General features: G+C 66.9%; 22 protein-coding genes and 2 pseudogenes. 11 read left to right on the plus strand and 13 right to left on the minus strand.

From position 1 onward, the window contains the following. Window positions 1–2: 2 nt before the first annotated feature. From CP970_RS43665 to CP970_RS43675, 3 genes are read right to left on the minus strand one after another with little or no spacing between them, the layout of a single operon-like run. On the minus strand, window positions 3–1,079 hold the full coding sequence (locus tag CP970_RS43665; protein WP_055546859.1) for a polyprenyl synthetase family protein: 1,077 nt from the start codon (window positions 1,077–1,079) through the stop codon (window positions 3–5). Next, entirely contained in the window at window positions 1,076–2,398 is a 1,323-nt protein-coding gene (locus tag CP970_RS43670; RefSeq protein ID WP_079043455.1) for an FAD-dependent oxidoreductase, read from the minus strand. Before CP970_RS43670 ends, CP970_RS43665 begins: the two co-directional genes overlap by 4 nt. Further along, on the minus strand, window positions 2,374–3,108 hold the full coding sequence (locus CP970_RS43675; protein ID WP_055546891.1) for a polyprenol monophosphomannose synthase: 735 nt from the start codon (window positions 3,106–3,108) through the stop codon (window positions 2,374–2,376). Before CP970_RS43675 ends, CP970_RS43670 begins: the two co-directional genes overlap by 25 nt. Window positions 3,109–3,861: 753 nt before the next feature. On the opposite strand from CP970_RS43675, the gene CP970_RS44540 reads away from it, so the two are divergent. Continuing rightward, entirely contained in the window at window positions 3,862–4,308 is a 447-nt protein-coding gene (locus CP970_RS44540; RefSeq protein WP_055546864.1) for a hypothetical protein, read from the plus strand. Window positions 4,309–4,541: 233 nt separating this feature from the next. Here CP970_RS44540 and CP970_RS43685 read toward each other — a convergent pair whose 3' ends face one another. Beyond that, window positions 4,542–5,240 carry an MmyB family transcriptional regulator gene (locus CP970_RS43685; protein ID WP_055546866.1) on the minus strand — a complete coding sequence of 233 codons (699 nt, stop codon included), beginning with the start codon at window positions 5,238–5,240 and terminating at the stop codon, window positions 4,542–4,544. 210 nt (window positions 5,241–5,450) lie between these two features. On the opposite strand from CP970_RS43685, the gene CP970_RS43690 reads away from it, so the two are divergent. Continuing rightward, the gene (locus CP970_RS43690) at window positions 5,451–7,028 is read left to right on the plus strand and encodes an ISL3 family transposase (protein ID WP_224059088.1); all 1,578 of its coding nucleotides are present in this window, start codon (window positions 5,451–5,453) and stop codon (window positions 7,026–7,028) included. A gap of 16 nt (window positions 7,029–7,044) precedes the next feature. On the opposite strand, the gene CP970_RS43695 is transcribed toward CP970_RS43690, so the two are convergent. Next, entirely contained in the window at window positions 7,045–7,593 is a 549-nt protein-coding gene (locus CP970_RS43695) for a DUF4262 domain-containing protein (protein WP_063806069.1), read from the minus strand. A gap of 599 nt (window positions 7,594–8,192) precedes the next feature. On the opposite strand from CP970_RS43695, the gene CP970_RS45395 reads away from it, so the two are divergent. Genes CP970_RS45395 through CP970_RS43705 form a run of 3 tightly spaced genes read left to right on the plus strand, consistent with a single transcriptional unit; the run spans window position 8,193 to window position 9,978 of the window. Further along, a complete protein-coding gene (locus tag CP970_RS45395) occupies window positions 8,193–8,651 on the plus strand; it encodes a hypothetical protein (protein ID WP_224059090.1) in 459 nt (152 codons plus the stop codon). Next, complete coding sequence (locus CP970_RS45400) at window positions 8,615–8,818, plus strand: hypothetical protein (protein ID WP_224059092.1); 204 nt, start codon at window positions 8,615–8,617, stop codon at window positions 8,816–8,818. Before CP970_RS45395 ends, CP970_RS45400 begins: the two co-directional genes overlap by 37 nt. Further along, window positions 8,818–9,978: an MAB_1171c family putative transporter gene (locus CP970_RS43705; protein ID WP_055546870.1), complete on the plus strand. Its 1,161-nt coding sequence runs from the start codon at window positions 8,818–8,820 to the stop codon at window positions 9,976–9,978. The genes CP970_RS45400 and CP970_RS43705 overlap by 1 nt, the downstream gene beginning before the upstream one ends. Here the strand turns inward: CP970_RS43705 and CP970_RS43710 are convergent. Beyond that, on the minus strand, window positions 9,975–10,877 hold the full coding sequence (locus CP970_RS43710) for a helix-turn-helix domain-containing protein (RefSeq protein WP_055546872.1): 903 nt from the start codon (window positions 10,875–10,877) through the stop codon (window positions 9,975–9,977). The two genes, CP970_RS43705 and CP970_RS43710, sit on opposite strands and share 4 nt — an antisense overlap. 978 nt (window positions 10,878–11,855) lie before the next feature. On the opposite strand from CP970_RS43710, the gene CP970_RS46125 reads away from it, so the two are divergent. After that, a complete protein-coding gene (locus CP970_RS46125) occupies window positions 11,856–12,020 on the plus strand; it encodes a transposase (protein ID WP_157877700.1) in 165 nt (54 codons plus the stop codon). A gap of 457 nt (window positions 12,021–12,477) precedes the next feature. Here the strand turns inward: CP970_RS46125 and CP970_RS43725 are convergent, their stop codons facing one another. Then, window positions 12,478–13,062, minus strand: a complete 585-nt coding sequence (locus tag CP970_RS43725; protein WP_317987181.1) for a DUF6000 family protein — start codon at window positions 13,060–13,062, stop codon at window positions 12,478–12,480. A 469-nt stretch (window positions 13,063–13,531) separates the two neighbouring features. On the opposite strand from CP970_RS43725, the gene CP970_RS43735 reads away from it, so the two are divergent. Continuing rightward, entirely contained in the window at window positions 13,532–13,777 is a 246-nt protein-coding gene (locus CP970_RS43735) for a YlcI/YnfO family protein (RefSeq protein ID WP_055546897.1), read from the plus strand. A gap of 1 nt (window position 13,778) precedes the next feature. After that, on the plus strand, window positions 13,779–14,150 hold the full coding sequence (locus CP970_RS43740; protein WP_055546876.1) for a hypothetical protein: 372 nt from the start codon (window positions 13,779–13,781) through the stop codon (window positions 14,148–14,150). 695 nt (window positions 14,151–14,845) lie between these two features. Here the strand turns inward: CP970_RS43740 and CP970_RS43750 are convergent. After that, entirely contained in the window at window positions 14,846–15,241 is a 396-nt protein-coding gene (locus tag CP970_RS43750) for a DUF6193 family natural product biosynthesis protein (protein ID WP_224059096.1), read from the minus strand. A gap of 140 nt (window positions 15,242–15,381) precedes the next feature. On the opposite strand from CP970_RS43750, the pseudogene CP970_RS45405 reads away from it, so the two are divergent. Both CP970_RS45405 and CP970_RS46130 read left to right on the plus strand, forming a co-directional pair. Continuing rightward, window positions 15,382–15,574, plus strand: a pseudogene (locus CP970_RS45405) (NF041680 family putative transposase); the annotation flags it as partial. 47 nt (window positions 15,575–15,621) lie between these two features. Further along, window positions 15,622–16,087: pseudogene (locus CP970_RS46130) on the plus strand (DUF6192 family protein). A 518-nt stretch (window positions 16,088–16,605) separates the two neighbouring features. Here the strand turns inward: CP970_RS46130 and CP970_RS43765 are convergent. From CP970_RS43765 to CP970_RS43785, 4 genes are all read right to left on the minus strand, one after another. After that, a complete protein-coding gene (locus CP970_RS43765) occupies window positions 16,606–17,700 on the minus strand; it encodes a beta-ketoacyl-[acyl-carrier-protein] synthase family protein (protein ID WP_055546880.1) in 1,095 nt (364 codons plus the stop codon). 167 nt (window positions 17,701–17,867) lie between these two features. Next, a complete protein-coding gene (locus tag CP970_RS43770) occupies window positions 17,868–18,410 on the minus strand; it encodes an MmyB family transcriptional regulator (RefSeq protein WP_055546882.1) in 543 nt (180 codons plus the stop codon). Window positions 18,411–18,587: 177 nt separating this feature from the next. Then, entirely contained in the window at window positions 18,588–19,844 is a 1,257-nt protein-coding gene (locus tag CP970_RS43775; RefSeq protein WP_150494719.1) for a helix-turn-helix domain-containing protein, read from the minus strand. Window positions 19,845–21,110: 1,266 nt separating this feature from the next. Then, window positions 21,111–21,404, minus strand: a complete 294-nt coding sequence (locus CP970_RS43785) for a helix-turn-helix domain-containing protein (RefSeq protein WP_224059099.1) — start codon at window positions 21,402–21,404, stop codon at window positions 21,111–21,113. 197 nt (window positions 21,405–21,601) lie between these two features. On the opposite strand from CP970_RS43785, the gene CP970_RS43790 reads away from it, so the two are divergent. After that, a complete protein-coding gene (locus CP970_RS43790; RefSeq protein WP_063806155.1) occupies window positions 21,602–22,510 on the plus strand; it encodes an MmyB family transcriptional regulator in 909 nt (302 codons plus the stop codon). Between the two features lie 398 nt (window positions 22,511–22,908). Here CP970_RS43790 and CP970_RS43795 read toward each other — a convergent pair whose 3' ends face one another. Continuing rightward, window positions 22,909–23,829, minus strand: a complete 921-nt coding sequence (locus CP970_RS43795) for an MBL fold metallo-hydrolase (protein ID WP_157877751.1) — start codon at window positions 23,827–23,829, stop codon at window positions 22,909–22,911. Window positions 23,830–23,889: the final 60 nt, after the last annotated feature.

Genomic DNA, 23,889 nt, shown 5'->3' on the forward strand with positions numbered 1-23,889 from the left:
GGTCATGCGGTCCGGGATGTAGCTGCGGCTGCGATCTGACGGAGCCGGTCCGCCGCACCGCGCATCAGCGAGGCACCGTCCAGCGCCGCCAGCGCCGCCAACGCCGCGTGCCGACGCTGCTCGATCAGGCTCTCCACCGTGTCCACCGCGCCGGTCGCGATGAGGATCTCCCGTACCTCTTCCGCTTGTGCGTCGCCGAGTTCCGGATCACCCAGGAGCCTGGCGAGGCTCGCCCTGTCCGCGTCCGATGCCGCACTCCAGGCGGTCGCCACCAAGACGGTCCGTTTGCCTTCCCGCAGATCGTCCAGAGTCGGCTTTCCGGTCTCGTCCGGGTTGCCGAAGACCCCCAGCAAATCGTCCCGGAGCTGGAATGCCTCGCCGACCGGCGCCGCGTACGCCGCCAGCGCCTGCTGCTGTGCGCGGGTCGCACCGGCCAGCAACGCGCCGAGTTGGAGGGGCCGCTCAAAGGTGTAGCGGGCGGTCTTGTAACGGATGACCTGCCAGGACGCCTCTATGTCCGGCTGACCGGCCTGCCTGGCACAGGAAAGGTCGAGATACTGCCCGGTCAGGGTCTCCGTACGCATCGTGTTCAGCAGGTCCCACGGCAGCGCCCACCCCTCGGTTTCGGGGTGGCGAAGAAGGTCGTACGACCATCCCAGGGCGAGGTCTCCCAGCAGGATGCCCGCGTTACGGCCCAGGGTCTCGCGGTCGTGGTGACCTGGGTGCAGAGCTGACAGGACGCGGTGCGCGGCCGGACGGCCCCGACGGGTGGCGGAGTTGTCCATGATGTCGTCATGGATCAGTGCGAAGGCGTGGAAGAGTTCCAGCGACGCCGCCAGCCGGTACACCACCGGAGGCACCGGCGTTTCGGAGATCGCCTGCCATCCCGTCACGCACAGCACCGGACGGATGCGCTTCCCTCCTGCGGCGATGATCTCCCGCAACACGTCTGTGAATATTTTCAGTTCCGCGGTTTGCGCCTGGCTCTCCTGGACGTCGAAGAAGTCGTGCAGGATCGCATCCACCGCCTTGCGCACGTCCTCCTTCTGGTGATCGACGACCTGCGTAACAGCGGTCACGCGCCCTGGTCCCAACGCGCCCCCAGCGCCTCGGCTGCGCGGACACCGGACAGGCAACCCGCTTCGTGGAAGCCGTTGCCGAACCAGGAACCGGCGAACGCCAGCCGGTCCGTGCTGCGTGTTCCCAGAGCGGCCTGTGCGCGCACGCTCTCCCCGGTGAACAGCGGCACTTCGTAGCGACGCCGTGCCAGCACCCGGGCCGGGTCGATCGCATCCGTGGGGTTGAAACTCTTCACGTAGCGCTCAGCGGTGTCGAGGCGCAGCGACTGGGTCACGTCCACATGGCAGTCGGCGAACTCGGGGCCGGAGCTCCGGCAGCTCAGGTGCATCATCAGCGCACCGGTGCAGTCCGGGGTGGGCAGCACGCTCGTGTCCGTGTGCAGGACCACGTTCACGGCCACGAATCGGAAGGCGCCCAGGACGTCCCGTTCTTGGGGCGTGGTTTCTAGAATGCGGAGTGCCTGCTGCGGGTGCACGGCCAGGACCGCCTTGTTGAAGTACTCCTGTCCGCTGTCTGCAGTGCGCACGGTGACACCGTCGGCCGTACGGCGCACGTTCCGGACTGGGGTGGAAAGGCGTACGTCCGACAGTCGAGCGGCGATGCCAGCGGTGTAGGTATGGCTGCCGCCCCGGACCGTGTGCCACGACTCCAGGGCGGCCGGGTTCAGGAGAGGGGCCATGGAGTCGGCGAGGAAGGAAACGGGCATCCGGTCGAGGTCCGCCGCGCCCAGCAGGAACCACGGGCCGAACCGGGGGTAGAACCAATGACGGGTGAAGTACGAGGAGTAGCCTCGGTCGGCGAGGAAGCCGCCGATGGTGAGGTCGGTGTCCCCGGTGCCGACGAGCGAGGCCAGTTCCTTGCCGAACCGCTGCTGGTCGGCGGTGAAGGAGTCCCATACGGCCTCGGCCGCGTCCTCCGGCCGCTTCAGCTCACCGCCGGCGACCGTGGTTCCGTTCAGGTCGGCAAACCAGCAGTCCTGGCACACCGCGTCGCTCGCGGAGACAACCGGCTGACCCTCCACTCCGAGTTCACGGAACAAGCGTGACAGCGTCGGGTAGGCGACGGTGCTGTAGCCGGTGAAGCCCAGATCGACATCGAGCCGCTTTCCTACAGAGACCGTCTCCGCGTTTCCGCCAAGGCGGTCGTTCGCCTCGAACAGTGTGACATCAAAATGCTTCTGTAATATATAAGCAGCCGTCAGGCCGGATATGCCAGCCCCTATGACAGCAACGGATTTACGTGACATCGGTAGGCGCCATCCTTCTTTTGTGCCCTGTATGCCGGTATGCCCGTTCAGCGTCGCAGCAGCAACCGCCATGGCGTCAGAGCTGATTCGGCCTGGACACCCAACGTCAGTTTCGACTCCCCGTCCACTCGTTCAGTGAACGTGATGGGAACCTCCCGAACCTGGCATCCCCTCGACAGGGCCCGGTGGTTCATCTCCACCTGAAATGAATAGCCGTTCGACTTTATGTCCTGCAGGTCGACCAGACGCAACGCATCCGCACTCCACGCCTTGAAACCCGCAGTAACGTCGCTGACTCCGAGCCTCAGCAGCGTATTGACGTAGACGTTCGCCCACTTGGAGAGGGCACGTCTGTGCCACGGCCATGCGGTGTCCAACTGGCCACCCGGCACGTAGCGGGAACCGATGACGAAATCGGCCTCGTTTTGGACAATAGGGGCCAGTAACTCTGGGAGTGACTCGGCAGGGTGGGAAAGATCGGCGTCCATCTGCACCACGATGTCGGCGCCTTCGGACAAAGCCTGGCTCATTCCCGCGACATAGGCGCGACCGAGACCGTCCTTCGTGCTCCGGTGAATCACGGCAATCTGCCCGCGGCCCTCGGCCGCCAGCTTGTCCGCTACATCTCCCGTGCCGTCCGGCGAGCCGTCGTCCACCACCAAGAGGCGAAGGCCCTCAATGCCCAGGTCGAACAGCCGCTCCGCGAGGACGGGAAGGTTCTCTCTCTCGTTGTACGTTGGCACCACCACCGTGATCGCCGGGGCCAGTGAATCGCTGATCATTGCGCCATCGTACGAGCAGATCACTGCAGTGCCCAGGGAAAACACGCTCCCTATTTCGGCCACTCGTGGCCTGCGCTTCCAACGGCCGCCATCGGGCACCGAGAGCCGTGAGGCGGAGTCATCGCTGGGGGCCAGGGATGGAACTGCGCGTGAGTCAGCACAAGCTGAGGTTGAGAAGGCGGAGTCCGCACTGATACGACAGATAAGGCCCCAATCGGCGACATCCGGTGTTCTCTCCTCGCGTCACCGGCCGGTCAGGCACATTACGACAACCCCGGTGCTGCCCAATGTCCGAAAAGAGCTCCCCCGCTGAACCACTTCCGGGCCGGGCGCGAAGGGTTTGCGTGAGGGGCGTCCGTACGACCCAACGTGTTCTTCCCCAGACCGAAGCTGCGAGGGGTACCGCAACGTGAAGTTACTTCCCCCAACTCGCCGCGCGGGCCCGCGAACTGGCCGCGGCAGGACACCGTGCCCCTTCCATCGCGAAGATCCTCAACCAATGAGGGGTTCCGCCCGCCCAAGCGCCGCGACCGCTTCGGTGCCGAGTGCGTACGCAAACTGCTGCAGGAACTGGGCTGCGTCAGCCACCAGGAACAGGCCCTGCGGCGATCCGCCCCACCGCTCGGGACGAGTGGTGGCCGACAGATCTCGCCCGCACCCTCGGAATGCCCCGCGTCACGCTCTTCGGATGGATCAAACGCGGCATCGTCACTGCCCGCCAACTTGGCGACCGGCGCCGGTCCTGGGTGTCCTGTGCACGACGCAGCCTTCAGCTTCCTCGACTGGACGGCCATGCTCGCGATCATGTCCTGCGTGATCCTTGGGCCTGTGTTCTGGGCTGCACGATGGAGTTCCACCGCCCGGTTCCGGCTGGTCCTGGGGGTGATCGATGCGGTCGTGGCCAGCGGCAAGACACGCACGACGCCTCGCGGCCGTGCGCGCGCCAGAGCGCTGCGGTACCTGGACCGGAGCTGTCGGCTGGTGGAGAAGCGCCTGTTCGAGGTGCACCGCATTGCTGGTTCGGTTCCTCGGCGCTCCTCCAGATTCCGGCCGATCAAGCGGCATGCCGCGCTCGTGGCCGGGGCCCATCGCATGGCTCTGCACCAGGTGGACGTGGTCCCGGAGGAAGCACTGACCGAGCTGGCGCGGCTGCAGCTCACGATCGCGGAGGGCGTCGAGCAGGAGGGGCCACAGACCTGAGGTGGTGTGCTCGACACGCAGTTGTGACCACAGTTCGTTGGTGGCCGGGCCGTCGCTCAGCCACAGCGGCTGCATGTCACCGTCTCCCTCGTTTGAGGTGATCAAGCGGCCGGCTGGGAGGGCTATGCCGTGGGGCGGGCGGGATTCGAGGTTCACGAGCGGATGCTAAGCCCGGGGTCTGACAACGGTGGACGGCGTGATGGCTGCGAGAGCGTGGTGCTCGCCGTGACCCGCTATTCAAGCGGAGTCCACTTCATGAACACCACACCCACCTGCGGGCTGCCCATAGGCGTGCAGGCGGCCGCGTGCATGATGCCGGGTTCGTTGCGGGTGCCGTGCGTCATGAGGCGGCGCGTCCCGTCCGGGTGGATGCAGGAGTCCAGGACTGTGGCGTACATCAGATTCAGCTCGGGGTCGGCCAGTACCTCGCGCTCGATGGTCCGCAACTCCGCATGCCCAGGTTCCTCGTTGAGTGCGGCGGTTAGCTGCGAGAGGGCCACAGGTCCCCAATGTTCGGCCCAGTCCGGCATGCGTGCACGGCTGTGCTCCTCCGGCGTCAGAGAGAGCATCCATCGCATGATGTTGCGGGGCATGCGGCCGAGGAGGGCCTCCGCCGCGGCGTTGTAGGTCACCACGTTCCATCCGAAATCGCTGATGTAAGCCGCTTCGTCCTGGCCCTCGATGACCCAGTGCCACTGCGGGGAGAAGGTGTGGTTTGAGTGAGGATCAACCGGCTTGGGCGCTTTGTATCCGTTGATAGCTGTATTCAGATCGTTCCACTGGTGCTCCTCCAGGCGCAGGAGGGTGGCGATCCGGCGCAGGTCGTTGTCAGAAGGGCTGGCGATCAGGCCGCGCTCGAGACGTGCGTAGAAATCCTGACCGGAGTTGTAGCCGAGCAGCGGAGACACGTCGATCTGCGAGAGGTAACGCACCCGCCGCCTGGGCTGGCTAGGGCGGCCGCTGGCGGGCTCTGTCACAGATCTTGGGGAGCGGTCGTGGAGGGTTACCCCAGTGTTCGATTGTGGGGTGCTGACGTGATGTGAGACCGCGTACGCCGCACCCCGGAAACCGCGATAGTGACGCTCCATCAGGTCTGCGCCGAGCCCGGAGGATATCGCCTGCGGCTGGTGACGGTGCTGGTCATGCAGGCTGACACGTCCTTCTGGGACTCGCTGGTGTTCGACGGGATCGACGACGTGGACGTCGAGGCGGTGGCTTCTGTCTTCGGCAGGATCGACATCGTGGCCCGAGGCCGGGCAGTGGGCGCCGCGTGCCCGGACTGCGGCCAGTTCGCGTCCCGGGTGCACGACTCTTACCAGCGCACGCTCAGAGATCTCCCGATCGGCGGGCAGGGCGTCGCGATGCTGCTGACGGTCAGGCGCTTTATCTGCGACATCGTGGACTGCCCCCGTCGCACCTTCGCCGAACGATTCCCGCGCCTGACCACCCCGCACGCCCGCTTCACCACCCGACTCAACCACACACTGGAGCGCATCGGACTCGCCCTGGCCGGACGCGCCGGCGCCCGACTGGCAGCCCAGCTGGGCGTGAACGCGGGCCGGATGACCATGCTGCGCCGGGTCATGGCACTGCCTGATCCGCAGGTCAGCACGCCACGCGTGCTCGGTGTCGATGATTTCGCCACACGCCGCGGGCACACGTACGCCACCGTAATCACGGACGGCGAGAGCCACCGGCCCATCGACGTACTGCCCGGGCGCGAGGCGGAACCGCTTGCCGTATGGCTGCAGGAGCCCCCGGGCGTCGAGGTGATCTGCCGCGACCGTGCCGGAGCCTATGCGGAGGGCGCCGCGCTCGGCGCCCTCCAAGTTGCTGATCGCTTTCACCTGCTGCAGAACCTCGGCCAGGCCGTCGAGAAGTGTGTTGCCGCGCACCGCGACTGCCTGCGCCCACTTCCGCCGTCCGACATCGACCGCGAGGACGAGCCGGAACCTCCCGTACTTCCGACCGGTCGGCGGGCCGAGCGGACGCGCGCCCATCACGCCCTGGTCCATTGTCTGTTGAGCGAGGGAATGGGCCTGCGCGCGATCGCCTGTCACCTGGGCTGGGGACGGCATACTGTCCAGCGGTACGCCCGTGCCCAACGCTGGCAGGACGTGGTCACCGGGCGACGCACCCGCGTCAGCCGTCTCGACACCTACCGGCTCTCTCTCCAGCGGCGCATCGACGAGACCGACGGACAGATCACCATCTGGCGCCTGCGCGAGGAACTCGCCGAACAGGGGCATGCGCTGCCCTACAGCAGCCTGCGGGACTGGGCCCGCACTCGTCTGACCTGGCCCAACACCTCGATCCCCACCCTCGCCGCACCATCCGTGCGCACCGTCGTCGGCTGGATCACCCAGCACCCCGACACGCTCTCCGAGGACGAGATCCAGCAGCTCAAGGCCGTCCTCGACGGCTGCCCTCAGCTGGAGCAAACACACGGACTCGTCCGGGACTTCGCCAGGCTGCTCAACCAGCGCACCGGAGCCGACCTGCCGCGCTGGATCGACACCGCCCGCGCCACGCAGCTCCCCGGGATGACCAGCATCGCAGCCGGACTGACCTCCGACATCGACGCCGTGACCGCGGGACTGACCGTGCACTGGGGCTCCGGTGGGACCGAGGGCGCCGTGACACGCGTGAAAAAGATCAAAAGGCAGCTGTACGGCCGGGCCGGATTCGAACTGCTCCGCAAGCTGATCCTGCTTCAGTAACCCCTGCATCCGGTGGTCAGAGTTCTGCGGTCCAGACCCCGGCAGGGTGATCAGCGGGCGGCAGCCATAGTTGCGGCTGGGACTCACGGTGCCTCTGGTCCGCCTGCTCTTCCCAATGGAAGCACCCTTCCACATCGGGCCATGCAACTTGCAGGACGGGCAGAGGGGGCCGCCGGTAAAACCCGATGGCCCGCCCGAAGAAGGTCCGGTACCAACGCCGGTCCGCGCTCTTGAGAGTGACTGGATAGCCGTCCACAACGTCGTGATGTTCCTGGCCGCTCTCCAGGACGCAGCCAGCAGCAGCCTTGTCGCCGAGAATGTTGAGCATGCGGTGCATGGCGTGGACGTCGAGTCCGAACATGGCGAGCTCAGGCACACCATGAGTGTGAGCGAGGCCGATGGTGTACGCAAAACCCGGGCCGACCTCGTCCTCGGGGACCATGGCCACATGCCAGCCGTGCTGCTGCACGTTTGAGTTGATCATCAGGTCCATCTGGTCGGCTTCGCCACGGTCGCCGTAGTCATGGCAGAGAACACAGCGGCACTTGAACGGATCACCAGTCATACACGGAGGCTACGAGGCGACTATGCAAGGTGATCGGTCGGGCCCTCAATCGAACACTGGGGTAACCCTCCGCGACCGCTCCCCAAGATCTGTGACAGAGCCCGCTGGCGGCCGCCCTAGCCACGCCTGGGCTGACCTGCGGCGCGTCGCAGGCCAGTCAGAGTGGGGTAGTCCGCGGCGTCCGTGCGCAGGCGGGCCCTGGTCAAGATGCGACTGAACCTGCTGCTGTCCATGAGCCCTCCCGTGAGCATCCGTAGGGCATCGCTACCCGCGCGCCCGTTCAAGATTTGATAATGCGAGATCGTTTCCCCTGTTGCAGCATGCAGTCCTTCCGTCACACTCGACCACCTGTGCGGAGGTACTCGCCCGTGCAGGTGGCTGGAGTCGTGGGGGCAAATGCTGTCTGAGCAGGGGATATCACCCCGCACGTTGATCAACTTGCGCTGTCCGTAGATCCTTCTCGGGAGTGCATGGGCAGCTCCCGGTACGGCCGTGAGAGATTCCATGACACGTCGTGCTCACGGTTGCACGTAGCCGTCCAAGAAGCCTGCTTGCGCAGCACAGGCCACCTGCGCAGGAAGAGAAGTTGTGAGGTACCGATGCCCAGCCTCGAGCCCAAGGGGGAGGGCGAACGCGCCCCTACGACCGGTAGTGGACGCGGTTCGCTTCGCCATCTCGCCCGCAGGCTGTTGGACGCCCGGCGCGAACGGACGGCGGGGCGAGATCTGGAGCGACGGCTGCGCCAGGAACTGCAGGACCTGGACATCCAGCCGCCGCTGAGCGTGACAGAGCTCTGCCAGGCGCTGTCGAAGAAGCGCGGACGCCCGATCATTCTGCAAGCACACCCGTTGCCGGTCTCCGGCCCATCGGGACTGTGGCTGGAGACCGACAAGGCTGACCTGGTGCTCTACCAGAAGGACACAAGCCCGCTGCACCAGGACCACATCATCCTGCACGAGGTCATGGGACACATCCGTGGAGACCACCGTCCCACCCCGGACGGCCCGAATGGGAGGTGGCCGTGCCCGGACTCGGCCCCGATGCGGTGCGCCGGGTGATGGCCCGCTGCGACTACGACGACGGGCAGGAGTGCGAGGCCGAAAACGCGGCGACGATCATCATGGCGTGGTCCTGGATGACGGCCGGCGACGCTCCGCAGCGCCAGTCCGACCCCGCGCTGCGTCGGGTCCACCGCGCGATCGGCGACAAGCGCGGGTGGCTGTGATGTTCGGCGTCTTCTTCGCTGTTCTGGCCGCTGCGACGCTCTGGAAGCTCTACCAGCTCTCTCGCGCTCCGAAGAACCTCCCACTGCGCTGGCTGACCTTGAGCCTGCTGTGCGCCGCCGTCCAGTACTTCGCATCGATCGCGGACGCCGCTGAGTTCGTCGACGAGGTGGTCGTCGCCGGCACGGCGAAGATCATCACGAACGTGATGGTCATGGGGATGACGTACTCCCTCCTGGTCTTCTACGTCGTCTCCGTCGAGGACGGTCCGGCAGGGCGGCGCCGGGCGCGGTGGGAGGGAGTGGGACTGCTCGGCTCCATCGGCGTTCTCATGGCCGCTGCCATATCAGCGCCCCACCACTCCGTGCTCGACGACACCTACGCGCACGCGAACATGCGGATCCCACAGGTCTTCCTCTTCTACTTCTGCGTAGGCGTGTACCTGACCTACGCACTCGTCATGACCTGCCGCTGGACCTACCGCTACGCGCGCCAGTCGAGCAGCTCCGATGCGGTGGGGCTCTGGATGGCCACTGCGGGCCTGCTGGGGATGACAGCCTGCTGCGCCGTACGCGCGGTGTTCGTCGTCATCCGCTTCCGGGGTGGCGAGGTGCCCGAGCTCCTGACCTTCGCCTCAGCCCTACTCATGTTCCTTTCCACCCCGTTGTTCGTCCTCGGATTCACCTGGCCCGGCCTGCGCGCCCGATTCGTCACCTGGCGGGCCTGGCGCCACCACCGGCGGGTGCATCGTCAACTGGAGCCGTTGTGGCAGCTGCTGTCCACGGCCTTTCCCAACACCGTGCTGCTGGACGCGGGCTGGGGGTACCGAACCTTCGACGCCCACCGCCGCTACGCGCGACGGGTTGTGGAGTGCCGGGACGGCCTGGTCCGCATCAGCGCGCAATTGCCCATTGACCGCACTGCCGAGACGACGTCCGAGGGTCTGCCTGCCCGGGACATCGCCATCCGGATCCGGCATGCGGCCGAAGCCGTACGGCGCGGGGAGGAAAGCCCGCTGCACGGGAAGCCGTTGCTCCTTCCACATGCCAGGGACCGCGAGTCCGACGTACAGCAGCTGGTCGCTCTCTCCCAGGCTCTCCGAGGGGTGCCGGGGCACCCATACTGTGCGGAGGCAGGAATGGGGCGTGTCACGGGCGGCTAGTCCGCCGCACCGCCTTCCCTCTGCTCCCACTCGTCGAGATTGAAACTTTCGGCGAAATCATTCACGGCCTTCAACACATCCGCGGAGAGAACCTGGTCCCCGGGACCCCGGGCGGCAACCCGGCCGATGCGGCCCTGCTTGCGCAGCCTCAAATAGCGCACCGCTTCCATCAGGTCCCGGGCGACTGCTTCGTCATCCTGGAAGTAGTGGATGGAGACGTCGAAGACACTCGCCAGCCCGGTCATGACCGCGGGTTCCGCCTTCGTCACGGCACCTGTCCGCAGATCCGCCACATCGTCAGCGGCGAGCACCTCCTCGCCGACCTCACGGTTCACGCCAAAGGCGATCTCCGCGTCGGTGGGGGGGATCTGACCATTCGGATACAGGCTCTCCAGGAGGTAGTTGAGTTTCTCCGCGAGTGTCTGGGGTGTGCCTAGCCCAGCAGGGCCAGACGCATACCTCGGCCGGACGTCCGGCACAGGGTTCCCGAACGAGCGCTCTTGTGCGGCCCTGAGCTCCTCGACGCTGACGTCGTAGGCCTCGGCGAGCGGCGCCTCGAAGTCCTTGGTGAGCCGGCGCATCCCGTTCTCAGCGCCGCGGACAGGCATGGCCGACTTGGTTCGGGTGATGGCAGCCGTGTCCTTCTGCTGAATGCCGGCATCACAGCGGAGGTCCTTCAGATCCGGCAGCCCTTGGCGGGGCGCGAGATCAGCCAAAGGAAGATCGACCAGACTGGCCATCGTCGGCAGCCTCTCCGGGGGCGGAGCGCTCTCTCCGGTCTCGTAGCGCGAGATCTGGTTCGTCTTGACCTTGAGCACCGCGGCCACCTGCGGCTGTCTCAGCCCCTTCCGTCGACGCGCCGCCAGAAACTTGTCGGCGTCAAAGACACGGTCGGGCATGCAGGGACTCCAGTAAGGTGCACGAAGCGGGCGGGAAGCACTCTAAGCCACTTGATCGAATCACTGGAAGAGCGAGCTCGTCGGCCCCGATGCGACCGAGGGCCACGGGCCGACATGTCCGTCACCTCCTGGACCACGAAGGCTAACGGCAAGACCACCTTCGCCAAAGACATCGCCGCTCGCCCGCACCTGCGGTGAGACACGCCCGCGGTCGGCTGGAGAGAGTGAAGCTCCCACACTACCCACGACGCGGAGGAGTCGGAGGGCGATACCCGCTGCCGCCGCAGGTCCCGGGTGACGCTGACCCGCTTGAGCCAGCGTTCCGGCCCGACGTACCGGGCCTGGAAGGAGCGCCTACCGCGTACGCCCGGGTAGCTGTCCAGGAGCAGGACGCTACCTGGTGCGAGGGCTATGCTCCGCAGGTCCTCCTCCACGAGGGCGTACGCCTTGGCCAGCGCACGGGTGGCCTCTTCGTCACCCGGGGGACCGAGACCGGTAAGGGGCCGCTCAGCCGCTTCTCCATGTCGCCAAGGAGTTCGGCGAGGCCGGGACTCTCCTGACGTCCCGGAACACGCACACTGAGGTGCGAGTCGCCGGGCAGGACCTGGAACCGTGCCTGGAAGGCTTCGCACGTTGCTGCCCGCCCATAGTTTGGCGAAATGGACGAAGCCGAGGCGAGCGGTCAGGTGTGGAGGGACGAGGTCCGAACGCGTTCGATAGCTGAGCAGGATCGGGACGCCCTGGCTCGCCTTATCGAGGTGGACGCGGATCCCTTCGAAGCCGAGCTGTACGAGCGCGCGGCAGATCCGCAGGTGCCTTCGATTGATCGCGCCCAGAGGTCGCAGGCTGGGCAGTACGCCAGGCACGTGCGGCGACTGCGAGAGTGGCGAGAGCGCCAGCAGCGCCAAGAAAGTTGAGCAATAGTCGTCGGATCAGCTGATCGTTGATCTGGTGTGTCGTTGACTGACGCCCAGTGGGGTGAGGATCGAGCCGTTGCCGCTGGACGGGACGCCGCAGCGGGGTGGGCGGTGGCGGGATCACCGGAAGATGATCGCGTTCACGCACCGCACCGGGACACCTTGGATGGACCTCCCCGAGCACTTCGGGTCGTGGAAGGGTGCCCACAACCGCCTGCGGAAGTGAGCCGCCGATGACACATGAGAGCGTGTGCTCACCGCCTTGCTTGCCCGGGCCGACGCCGAGGGCGACCTCGACTGGGTCGTCGCGGTCGACTCCACGATCGTCCGCGCCCACCAGCACGCCGTCGGGGCCCGGCAAAAGGGCCCCGACGGCGAGCCGGAGCATCATGTCCTCGGGCGCTCCGACGGCGGACTGACTACCCACCCCTCCTCGCCGCCGACAGCCGCTGTCGCCCGCTCGCCTTCGTCATCACGCCCGGCCCGGCCGGTGACGCGCCCGCGTTCACCCAGGACATGCCACGGTTGCCAGCGCCCCGGCTCATCGGCCGACCACGGGGCGCACCGGATGTGATCCTGACCGACAAGGCGAATTGATCCGGATGCGGGTCCTCCGAAGTGATGCGTCGAAGCGCGGAAGTTGTCACAGGGCTGACGCCCGACCGACCGCGACGGTGCCGTCGCTAACCCGTTGTGCGCAGCTCGGCGCATTCGTCGGCGAAGGCACAGAGTCGGCGGATCAGGCTCAGGTAGGTGGCGTAGGCGTTGGCATGCTGCCTGTCGGGCCTGCCTTGGAGCCACTGATGCCACAGTCCGCTTGGAGCCAGGAAGCGGGCGGCCTTGTTGTCGCCGAGGCCCAGGTCGATGTACACAAGGGCGCCCATGGCCACGAGTTGGTCGAAGTCGAGGTCGGGACGGCGCAGGTAGCGATCAAGGTAGTCGGCCAAATGATCGGCATCGTCCGGGCTGCCGAAGGAAGCCAGGGCCACGCAGTACGCCAAGCCTGTGCAGCAGACCTCGCTAGCCAACAGGAGTTCTCCGAGGCGCTCACGGAACGCGGTCCGGCGAGACACGGCGATGAGCCATGCGGCGGTTCGCCGCCGAGCAGATGCGGCCGGCCCCAAAGGAACGCGAGCGTGAAGCCGCCCCCGCACATCCTCTCCCGAAGCGGCGGACGAAGGCCTACCGGGAGGGCCGGGCGCAGGAGGCGGCGGCCCGGCTCCACCACCAGGTGCCACGCGGAGACTGGTACCGAATGATGTGCCCACGGTGCCACGCCGGGCCGGGCAAGCTGTGCGACAACGACGATCGCGTCGGCCCCAACGAGAAGCGGCAGCTTCCCCACGATGAACGCCTGCGCCGCGTCCTGCGGAGCGACGACCTCATTGGCCCCGGCGAGAAGCAGAAGGGCGCCCGCGGTGAACGCCGACACCAGGACCCGCTGCCTGCCCAGGCCAAGGCACAGCCTCCTCGGCCGCGCAGGGGAGAGCGGGAAACGCAGGAGACCGCAGGATCGGCGGCGCGTACCTGGCATACGGAGGAGGTCACGTGCCCGAAGTGTCAGGCCGACCCAAACTCCCCATGCACGCCCCACGGCCCGCACTACGAACGGGTGGAGTGGGCGAGGGAGTTCACCCGAAAGCTGTGGGGCTGAGGTGCCCGGCCCCTTCACCGGGTTCGCCGTGAATCATGGCGAACCCGATACCTGTGCTGTACGGCCTGCTGTACGGTCGGAGTATGTCGAAATCAGTGACGATCCGGGTCCCCGAGGAGCTCCACGCACAGCTCCAGGAGCGCGCCGAGGCCGAGGGGACGTCGGTGACCGCGCTCATCACCGAGGCCGCCCGCAACGCGGTCCGCGACCCCCGCCTCGAGGCGGCCGCCGACGTCTTCCGCGCCTTCATCACCGAGAACGCCGACGCCTTCGACGCCGCGTTCCCCGACGACGCACCCACCCGCACGGACTCCTCGCGAGCCGCCTGAGATGGACCTGTCGATCGACATCCGCTGGCTCCTGGAACGCCAGGCCGAGCTCCTGCCCAAGCAGCCAGAGATCCACGACTTCTCCAGCCTCGTCGCCGCGGTCGCCAAACACCGCGTCAACACCCCGCAGATCGGCACCGTCCCCGATAACTCGTGGCGCGCCGCGGCCCTGATGTACGCCCTCACCCGCCTGCGCCCGCTCCCGGCCCGCAACGCCCTGTACGGCGTCGGCATCGCCACCGCCTACATGAGCGCCGCGGGCGAGGCCATCGACCCGCCCTACGGCGCTCTCGTCGACCTCGCACGCGACATCGACACCGGCCGCGCCGACACGTACGACACAGCCGACCGCATCCGCTCCTGGCGGATCTGAGACACCTGAGCTCGTCCGGGGGGCACCAAGGTGTCCTGGCGGGCTGTCCGGACGTTGTGCGCGGCGTGAACAACCTCGCGATTCGATCTCTTAGCGCCCTCGCACCCGTCCTGGCCTTCGGGCTGGCATCACCGGCGACGGCTGCCGCCGACCCGTCACCGTCCCTCTCCGCGCTGTGGGAGAACGCCGTTCCTGAGAACGCGGCCGCAGTCCGGTGCGGCGACGTGACACTCAACGCCGATGCCGCTCCATGCATCGTCTCGGCATGGGCGGCCACTCTCGCAGGGCAGGCCTACCGCGGCACGTGTCTGCCAGATCCTTCCTAGGGCAGCGGCCAGCTCACCGCACTGGCAATCCCTCGCAAGGCCGGCCCAGGAGGGCGAGGCCCTCGGACAGGCGGTGGCCCTCGTATACGAGTGAGGGGCACCCTGATGACCGAGACGACCGTCCCCATCGAGCGGCCCGCCGTCGACGGTCCGGAGCCGACCTCGCCCGGGCGCGCTGCACCAGGCCCGCGAGGCCGCCAAGAAGCGCGGCGGGAGTGAGGCCCACCCTGCATTCTGGATTTCCTGCCGAAGTCGCCCAGGTGCTCCCCGAGTTGGTCCGGGGCGAGCGCCTCACATGTGGGCTGTCCCTCGACTTGACCGCTTCTCTGTCAAGTTCAGCGTGTTGATGGCTTGGCTTGACATTTAACCTCAGTCCGACTGCGTTTTCCGCGTTGCAGCTTCGTGAGCTGTGAGTTCTTCTGGTGTTCCGACGAATGCGGGGCCACAGCGTGCTGGAAGGCGTTCGACCACCATGGCGATGGCCTCCTGCGCTGTGGCCGCCGAGCCCACCGTGTCAGTGCGGAGAGGTCCGGAGACCCAGTAGGCGCCTTCGGCTGCGGGCTGGATGTAGGGAATGTCCCAGGTGTGCCGCCACTCTGTGCAGCGGCTGAAGTGCAGCTCGCCCATCCCCGTCCAGGGGAACAACTGCCGTAGGCGCGGCTCTGCGTAGGCCGCTTCGAGGAGTTCGGCGCGTACGCGTCCGTCGTCCCTTACCGTCTGCCAACCGGCTTCCACGACGGCGTTGCCCGATGAGGTCCAGTTCACTGCCCCATCATGCATGCCGGGGTCGAACAGGTTCCGAACTGAGTCACTCACCGGGGGGGGCGCGGGACAGGCGGACGGCCCTCGCATGAGCATGCGTTCCGCCACGGTATGACGTTCATACGAAGGCCGTAGGCGTGAGTCTGCTGCACCGCGATGCCCGGCACGAGGCATTCGGCTTCACGTCCCACTTTCGGGAGGACTTCTACGCGCGCCTGCCCCGGCGAGGTGACACCCTGTTCGAGCTCTGCGACGCGATGCTCTGCGAGAACCGAACATCGGCGTGGGCACGGCGCGTTGTACGACGGGCTCAACCACGGCCGCGTCGACGCGGCCGAGTGCGGTCATTGACGAGATCGAGGCGGCGGCTGGTGAGGATGCGCATGCACCGGCCGGAGGTGGCGTTCAAGGCGATGGCCGACCGGCAGGCCCGTGAGCTGGTCAACCAGGCCCAGTTCGACCAGGCCGGACTCGTCGAGGAGGACGACGAGGAGAACTGGTGGGACTCGCCCGAGGCCGGGGAGGACGGCGGCGTTGTGGATTCCGCCGCGATCGTGCGGGGATTCCACTGGGCGATGGAGTTCACAGACTTGATCGGGGCGTGTCAGGGCTTTGTCGCGGGGGCGAGCCGGCTGGTGCCCAAGCTACGGACGCGAGTTCTCCGAGTCCCAGCTCGCCACCGTGGCACGCCAACTGGAGAAGATCCGGGCAACCGCGGACTGGATCGAGACCGCAGTGTCCACCGGGAGGATGGATCTGGACGGGGCCCTGGCCGAGCTGCTGCGGGGCGGGCGTGCTCGGAGCGGGTCAGGTAGCGCAGCCGCGCCAGGAGGCCGCGCCGCGCGGTGACGGGTGTCGCGATGCCCCCGGCGAGGTCGTCGAGCGACGCGCCACGACCTCGTGCCCCGTGATGCGCTCCCTACCCGGCCCGTCTCGTAGGGGGCAGTATCTTCTTGTGAAGCGTGACCATGAGCTTCTGATCAGTCGTCCCGCCGACCCTGTCGCGGTCAAGCGCTTCCGCTCCGGAGCCTTTCCACCGCATTGGCCTCGGCGCGCGTTCATCGCCCGCTGCGATAGACGCGCACGGGAACCGCTGTTGGCCGAACCGCGTGAGTACGGCCGCACGCACCGCGCTACATAGAACGGGCCAGACGCGTGATCATGGCCGTTGGCTTCACCGGCCCAGTCCAGCCAACGGGGCGCCTACCCGGCTCCCTGCGAATGCGCCACGGACCTGTCATCGTGCGGCACACTGCGATGACAGGTCCGTGGCGCGCGCAGGCGTCACGGACCTGTAGTTCGCCGGAGAGCGACTTCAACCTGATCACGCCGCAGGCCACTGCCAGGCTATGGGGGCCTCGCCATTGTCAGGTGCGGGTGAGTTTGCAGGCGGCGACGCTGATGCCGGGTCCATAGCCGAGGAGCACGCCCTGGTCTCCGGGGGCGGGTTCGTCGAAGGAACGGCGCAGGACATCCAGGACGGATGCGCCGCCGAGGTTGCCGCACAGTTCCAGGCTGTCCCAGGAGTGGCGCAGTGGCCCGGTCCGGGCTTCCGCGTTGGGGCCGTTGTCGACGCGGAGTGCGGTCTGGGCGTGATTGAGGATGGCCGGACCGCCGGCGTGGACCACGCAGAAGTCGGGGGCGAACTCGGTTCCCTCGCCGTCCAGCCACTCGCGCAGGGCCGGGGCGACAGTGCCGATGGTACGGGTGGCGTCCCGAGTGGAATCGAAGTGGAGGCCGTAGGAGTCCAGCCGTCCCTCGAAGACCGTTCGTGTGTCGGGCAGGACGTACTGCCAGGTGTCGTCGATACGGAAGCGGGGACCTTGCCCGTCGCGCTCCTGGCCGGAGACCACGCAGGCCACGGCACTGTCGCCGAACAACACTTTGTAGATCATGCTTTCGCGGCTGGTGTCGACGGGGTTGTAGGTGGCGGCACTCAGGCACTCCGCGACGACCACCAGGACGTGCGCTCCGGGATGGGCGGCGACATGCTCGTATGCCAGGGTCAATGCCTGGGCGCCGCCCGCGCAGGCATACGAACTGAGAGGTATTCGGGCTATGTCCGGCCGCAGCCCCTGCGGGGCGAGGGTGCGTATGAGGTCGGTGTCGAGGCTGGGTGCAGTCCAGGAGGTGGCGTGGCTGGTGATTACGCAGTCGATATCCTCCAGCGCGAGCCCCGCGTTCTCCAGCGCTCCGGGTACGGCACGCACGGCCATCTCGAGCGCGTCGTCGTATGCGGCGCGGTTGCGGTCCTCGAAGGTCGCGTCGCCGGCGACGGTCTCCGAGTGCAGGGGCCGGGTGAAGTACCGGGTGCGCACGCCGGTAGCCCGCGCCGTACGCAGGTAGGCGGCAAGACGGGGGAGATCGGCGTACCGACGGGCGATGTCCTCGGTGACATCGTCCATCGAGACGGAGTGCTCGCCGAGCTCAACGTACGGTCTGGCGATCAACGCGATGGGCATAGACCAGGAAGTCCTATTCTTCTGTGGAAGTGGCTCCGGCCGCACTCAATTCGGTCTGCCGGACGCCCGGTCGGAAGATGCGGAACACGTGTTCCACCGCGTGCGGAAGCGCCAAGCTAGCGGCCCCTGAGCATTGATATGGAGCTGTCCGCCAACTCGAGGCCGCCCTAGGCTCGCCCCGGCGGAACCCAGTGATTGTCCTCCGTACTCAGAGGAAATGGCAGATGTGGGCGGGTCGTTCCCGGGTGGAATTGCATGAAGACAACTCGCGCGTCGATTTGAGTGAGCGGGTTGGCGGCGGAGACTACCACCCAGCCCGGTCCTCTCACGGCGTGGTGGATCGGGCGAACAACGCCATCAGGGTGCAAGGCACGAGTGGTCCCGGTCGCCTTGTAGATGGGACCCACGACAGGGTCAAGACGGACATCGGTCGCCAGGTCGATAAGCTCGGGATCGGCTGGATTCTGCGCGGCAGCCTCTCGGAGCGCCGGGCAGACCACTGGAGCCCAGTCCTCGGCCCAGTTCGTAAGCGTGACTGTGCGGGCCTGCTCGTCCAGCAGCATCCACCGCATGACGTTCGACGGCTTCCCTCCTGGGAGAAAGAGCGCCTCAAAGTCGGCGTTATGCGCCACGAGGTTCCAGTGTCTGTCGGTGATGTAGGCCATCGAATCGGAGACTCCCTCGACGACGGTGCGCCAGACCTCGTGCATTGCGTGCCACCCCTCCCTGTTCTGCACCTGAGTTCCCCCTGCGCGTCGTTTCGCCCTCTGAGGGTTGGCGACGAGCGCATGTGCGCCAAGCGTAGTCAGCGTCTTCCCGGCCGGGTCCCGTTCCCCTCCAGAAGAGGCAGGCGGGGCGCGTTGCTTGTTTGGCCAGAGTCCGGCTGCCTAGGGGGCGTAGTAGGTCCACAACCGCACGCCGCGTTCGTCGCAAAGCGCGTCCCACTCGGCCAGGGAGGAGCATGAGTCCGGTGTGCGGTGCAGGCGGGCCTCGGATGCTGTACGGAGCGCGGCACGGATCCGGTTCCGTATCACGAACGCGGGCGGGTGAACCTCCTTGGCTTCGGTCTCTTCCACTGCCGGAAGCTTGGCGCGAAGGCCCATGACGGCTTCGAGGAAGGCCTGGTTGGGTGCGCATCCGGTGGCGGGGGAGTCGGGGGTGGGGGCGTGCCGCGGGGTCTGTTGCTGGCGGGTGTGCCACCGCGAGAGCAGGTAGGCCGCAGGCTGCCGGGGGCGCCAGGACAGCCACCAGGAGCTGAGATCGTCCACGATCTCCCCACCAGACAGGCCCGCTTCGATCCAGGGCCGCAGGGCGAAGGCCAGCCTTCGCAGGCTTTCCGCCTGCGTCCAGGGCACGCGGGGCCGTACCCACGCGGCAACCGCGGTGGCTGCCGCCGCGCTGCTTGTCGATGAACTTCGGGACGCACGGGGTGTAGTTCTTATCCCCCTCTCTACCTTGGCTGCAGGACGTAAGGGGTTCTCCCTACAGGAAGGGGTGTCACGCATGGTCCGCTGGAATGCCATCCGGCTGTGCGTCCTGATGGGCGCTGCCTGCTTGCTGTGCCCCCTGCGGCGGGCGTCGGTGATGGCCAGGCGGCGGCCGTCCGGAGTGAAACCGACGAGCCGCGCTTGATAGCCGCTGCCGCGGATGCGGTGGCCCATAGCGGTATCCCAAGCCGGAGGCGCAGTGGCCGCGTAGATCGTCGCGGTACCGGACCAGCCCGGCAGGTGGCACGGGCGGGTGTTGGTGCGTGAGCCGTGCACGACCCAGGCCAGCAGCCCGATCTCGCGCAGCAGCGCGACGTGCCGGTCGACGGTACGGCGGCTGACCTTGAGGCGTTTGGCCAGGGCCAGGCGCCCGTAGGCGACATGCCCGTCGGCGTTCATGCGACGCGCCAGGTCCTCGGCGATGCGGGCAGTGGTGTGGTTGGCGCGCGGCCAGAGGCCGGAGCCGATAGCCCATTGCACGGCCCGCAGGAAGTCGTGGCGGCGTACACGCCGCGACGTCGTGGTGGAGATCTCCTGCGCTCCGTGGTCGGCAGCGGGCGCGACCGTCCGGAACAGACTCAGCGGTACGGGACGGTCTGGACCTGGCGTGACGGCCTTATGCGAGCCGTGGACCAGAACACGGGCATGCTGCATCATGAGAGGAGCACGCCTCCTTCCGGCGTGCGACGGCCCCGCACTGCGGAGCCGGATTCGTGGAGAGCACGTAAAAACCGCCTGTGACGAGGCGGATTTCCCGCCTCAGGACGGGACTTCGCTCCTTGAAGTTGGCGCTTGGGGAGCGGTGGAGTGTGGCGTGGCGCGCGGGTGTCGGAGCCTGCGCGCCATCACTCTGTGCTGAGCACTGGCTCAGCGAAGGTCATGACCTCATGGCATTCCTTCCTACTAGGCCTGTCGCGATGCGAGTACCTCATCCGGCTCTACGGTCGGCATCCATGACCGCTTCGGGCGAAACGACTGGGCTGCGACGAGGTGAGGAAGACAATCGTCGCCGCCATCTCCTGCGGCCGGGCCAGCCAGCGCAGGGGCGACGACGGTGGACGTGCTGTTGCGAGAGCCGCGCGCGCAGCTCATGGCCCGCGGCGAATCAGCCGGTCGCGGGGGACGCGGCACAGTTGGCCGGGCCTGCCTCACCGCACAGACCGGCTGCGGAGGTAACCAGCTCTCCCCGGAGCTGAAGTCGTCCTCTTTCATGAGCATGAGCAGTTCGTCCTTGGCGGTACCCGCGCAGCACACCAGGACCTCGAGGAGTCCGAGCGCGTCCGTCCTCCGCCTCCTTGAACGCGGCATCGACCTGAGCGGCATCGGTGACGTCACAGCGGATCGCCAGGACACCCAACGGCGAGCCGGTGATCAAAAGGGGAACATGACACAGGAAAGTCCTTCTTGACACAGTGGAGTTGTCCGTCGCGCACCAAGGAGACAGTCAGTCAGTCAATGCCTGATCTAGTGTCATCCGGCGGCTGATCGCGCCGGCGGTGTCCATCACGGCAGACGCGAAGCGGTTTCGAACCGGAGTGCTGCAGATCTGCCGGTGGGAGGCCAGTAGGCTCACCGCACCCGCTACCGTCGACCCCCGCCAGATCGGGGCGGCGATGATGTCTCGCCCCAGCACAGGGGAGGGGCCCACGGCATAGCCGTCCTCGCGAATGCGTTGGAACGGCGGCCGCGCCGCCGCTGTGTCCCCCAAGCTGGCCAGGATGACCCAGCCAGACGCGTCAGCCTCCAGCGGAGCGCTCCACAGAGCCTGAAGTGACGCTGTAGAGGCCGTATACAACTGTTGCGCGTGTGCCCCGAGCGCCTTCTCCGTCTGTACCCGCAAGGGCCTCCCGACCAGCAATGCGGCATACGCCAGTGCGATTTGGCCAGTTCGTGACTGTAGGGTGATCAATTCAGTGCGAACAGTCACTGAACCCAAGCCAGTTGGAGGACCGGCCAGACCGAGGGGAAGTTGGACAAGCAATGCGGTGTCTCTATAAAGGCGTAGTGGCCGTGTGGACCCTGCCGCTCCACCGCGCCCTCGCCGATCAACGCCTGCAGATAGCGATGAGCCGTGGGCGACGGCAATCCCGCCTCGGCGGCGATGGCCGCCAGCGGGTAGGTTCCCGGCCCGAGCTGGCGCAGTGCGCGCAGCACGGAGAGCGTGCGCCCCACGCCGCTGGCCGACCGCTCCGGCGGCATGACGGCAGCACGATGCATCGCGAACTCCCCCTCGCGGTTGTGGACCCAAAGGACCCCACGCGTCTCCCACAACACGATCGGATCCGGTCCGTCATTGTGGCAACGGCAACGCTCTCGTCACTAGGAGAGCTTCTTTCCGGTAGTCGCATTTCAGGAAACGCCGTTTCCGGTATATGGATTCATGGAGAGAGGATCAGTCGACGAAAGGATAGAAAGTGGACAATAAGGCAGCTCTGCGCCAGCTGCTGATGTGGAAGAGACGGCAGCTGGATCCCGCCCGCCAGCCAGACCTCATGGGCTGGACACCCCGTCGGGGACGTGGGCGCCGTGCACCGGGCCTCTCCCAGGCGCAGGTCGCCCAGCTCCTCCACGTCTCGGAACGCACCTACGCGGATTTCGAGCGTGGCGAGAAGGCTGCGCCAACCCTCGAGTTCCTTGACGACACCGCCCGTGTCCTACATCTGAGGGAATACGAGCGTGTGGCTCTCTACGTCTACGCCGTCGGCTACGAACCACCGCACCCGCTCGATCCGCTGGCAGGCAGGACGGTGCCGGCCATTTGGGATGAGGCCGTCCGCCACGTCACGGGCCAGGCGTGCTACGTCAACGATGTGGCCTGGAACGTCGTCGCCTACAACGACGAATTCGTCCGCATGTTCCCCCGCGCCCCGGATGCCGAGCCGGTCATTCCTGAGCGCAACCTTATGCGCTACGTGCTTCTCAACAACGCTGCCCGTGAACACCACTTGGTGAACTGGGAATCGGAATGGGCTGTGCCCCTCTCCGCGCAGCTACGCAACGCCGTCGCGCAGTACCCGGGCAATGCGGACCTGCAACGACTCGATGAGGAGGTCGCGGCCGACCCTGTGTCCGGCCCCATCTACCGGGCGAACCATGTCGCATCCGTCCACCCGAACGGTGACACCCGCCGCATGCGCTACCCCTGGTACGGCCCGCCGGACGAGCAGGTCCCATTGGACAGGTGCTGTCAGCGTCACGCGCACTCTCAGGAGGGCGATGTCACCATGTGCGCAGCCATGCCGCTGGGTTCGCCCGGCGCCAGGTTCTTCCTCCTGGTCTTCAAACCAGACCTCGCCCGTCAACCGGATGGGCAAGACGACTGACCGGCCCACGCACAGCGCCAGTCGAAGACACGGATGGGGAAGCAGGTTTCACCTGATCGAACTGTCGCTGGGTTCTATTCCTGTCAGTGGAACCGAGGAGAGAGACGCGACCTGAGACATTGCGCGGCTCCTGACGTAGGCCCTTTTGTGGGCATGCTTGCCCGCCGAACCCGCCATCGGGTGTGCGCGGTCGGGTGCCGAACCGGCCGCCCCCGGCCATCCCACTGTTCGGCCGGTGCCGCCCACACTCTCAACCCAGATGTGGCGGGCGGCGCCCAAATCCTTGCGTCAGGTGTCACAACCGCTGAGGTCATACACAGTGCTTCCTCGCCATCTGCCCCATGGAAGGGAGTCAGAGTCCGTCCCCCATTTCGGACCTCGCGTCTCTGACTTCACTGCTACTGGTACGACCAGGCCGCCGCCTTGCTGCAGAGGTCAAGGATCGGCGGCAAGGTCGATCCGTCCTGCAGGTGGCTGTACTCCACCGCGATAGATATCAGCAGGCGTTCGGGCAGGCCTAGGTGGGGATAGAAGTCCCCTTCCTGGATGAACTCGTCCATCGCCTTCTCCGCGCTGAGACCGGCCTCGTAGCAGCGGTGCACCTCGCGCTGCACCGTGCGCAGGTAGATCAGGTACTCCTCAAGTCCCGCCCGGTCCGTCGGTCGCCCGTGCCCGGGGACGATGACCCGCGGGTCGAAACTCAGGACCAACTCACAGGCATTGATGACGTTCTGCAGCGGGCCCGCCCAGTGCGGCGGGTGGTCACCGTGGAAGAAGATGTCGCCGGTGCAGACCACGTCACCGATGCGGGCCACGAGGTCCCCGACGTGGTGCGCGGGCCCCACCTCGTACAGCTCCACCTCCTTCTCCCCCACGGTGAAGGTGTGCCGCCCGGCGAAGGTCTTGGTAGGCAGGGTGAGTTGCGCCGAGGTGAAGTCGAAGACGCTGAAGTGGTCGCGCAGGTACCGGCCCAGCGGGAGACCGGCGGGAGTGTTGTTCACGAGGGCGTGCATCTCCTGCGGAGTCGGCTCGTGCTGCTGGTGGTGCTGCCCCGCACTGGTGCCGATGATCTCCGCTTCGGGGAAGAGATGGTTCCCGAAGCTGTGATCGCCGTTCGCGTGGGTGTTGACCACGGTCCGTACGGTGCGCTCGCCCAGCCAGGGCCGGGCGGCGGCGATCATCGCCTCGGTCAGCGGACCGTCGTACGGCGTGTCGATGACCGCCGCGTCGGAACCCGAAATGATCCACAAGCAGTTCGCGTACCCCCAAAGGCCCGTGCCCTCGGGAGCCCACAGGTAGAGACCGTCTGTATCAGGCACAGGACTGAGCTGAGTAGGGAGTTTCATGGGCGCATTGTTGCCGAAGCGGGCACCGGGAGT

The organism is Streptomyces kanamyceticus (genome assembly GCF_008704495.1).
Lineage (GTDB): Bacteria > Actinomycetota > Actinomycetes > Streptomycetales > Streptomycetaceae > Streptomyces > Streptomyces kanamyceticus.

Coding starts and splice junctions, on each gene's coding strand:
- CP970_RS43705 (WP_055546870.1), top strand. CDS start 8,818: ATGTTCGGCGTCTTCTTCGCTGTTCTGGCCGCTGCGACGCTCTGGAAG.
- CP970_RS43735 (WP_055546897.1), top strand. CDS start 13,532: ATGTCGAAATCAGTGACGATCCGGGTCCCCGAGGAGCTCCACGCACAG.
- CP970_RS43765 (WP_055546880.1), bottom strand. CDS start 17,700: ATGCCCATCGCGTTGATCGCCAGACCGTACGTTGAGCTCGGCGAGCAC.
- CP970_RS43695 (WP_063806069.1), bottom strand. CDS start 7,593: ATGACTGGTGATCCGTTCAAGTGCCGCTGTGTTCTCTGCCATGACTAC.
- CP970_RS43775 (WP_150494719.1), bottom strand. CDS start 19,844: ATGATGCAGCATGCCCGTGTTCTGGTCCACGGCTCGCATAAGGCCGTC.
- CP970_RS43690 (WP_224059088.1), top strand. CDS start 5,451: ATGCAGGCTGACACGTCCTTCTGGGACTCGCTGGTGTTCGACGGGATC.
- CP970_RS43770 (WP_055546882.1), bottom strand. CDS start 18,410: ATGCACGAGGTCTGGCGCACCGTCGTCGAGGGAGTCTCCGATTCGATG.
- CP970_RS43670 (WP_079043455.1), bottom strand. CDS start 2,398: ATGGCGGTTGCTGCTGCGACGCTGAACGGGCATACCGGCATACAGGGC.
- CP970_RS43675 (WP_055546891.1), bottom strand. CDS start 3,108: ATGATCAGCGATTCACTGGCCCCGGCGATCACGGTGGTGGTGCCAACG.
- CP970_RS43710 (WP_055546872.1), bottom strand. CDS start 10,877: ATGCCCGACCGTGTCTTTGACGCCGACAAGTTTCTGGCGGCGCGTCGA.
- CP970_RS43785 (WP_224059099.1), bottom strand. CDS start 21,404: ATGCATCGTGCTGCCGTCATGCCGCCGGAGCGGTCGGCCAGCGGCGTG.
- CP970_RS45395 (WP_224059090.1), top strand. CDS start 8,193: ATGCCCAGCCTCGAGCCCAAGGGGGAGGGCGAACGCGCCCCTACGACC.
- CP970_RS43740 (WP_055546876.1), top strand. CDS start 13,779: ATGGACCTGTCGATCGACATCCGCTGGCTCCTGGAACGCCAGGCCGAG.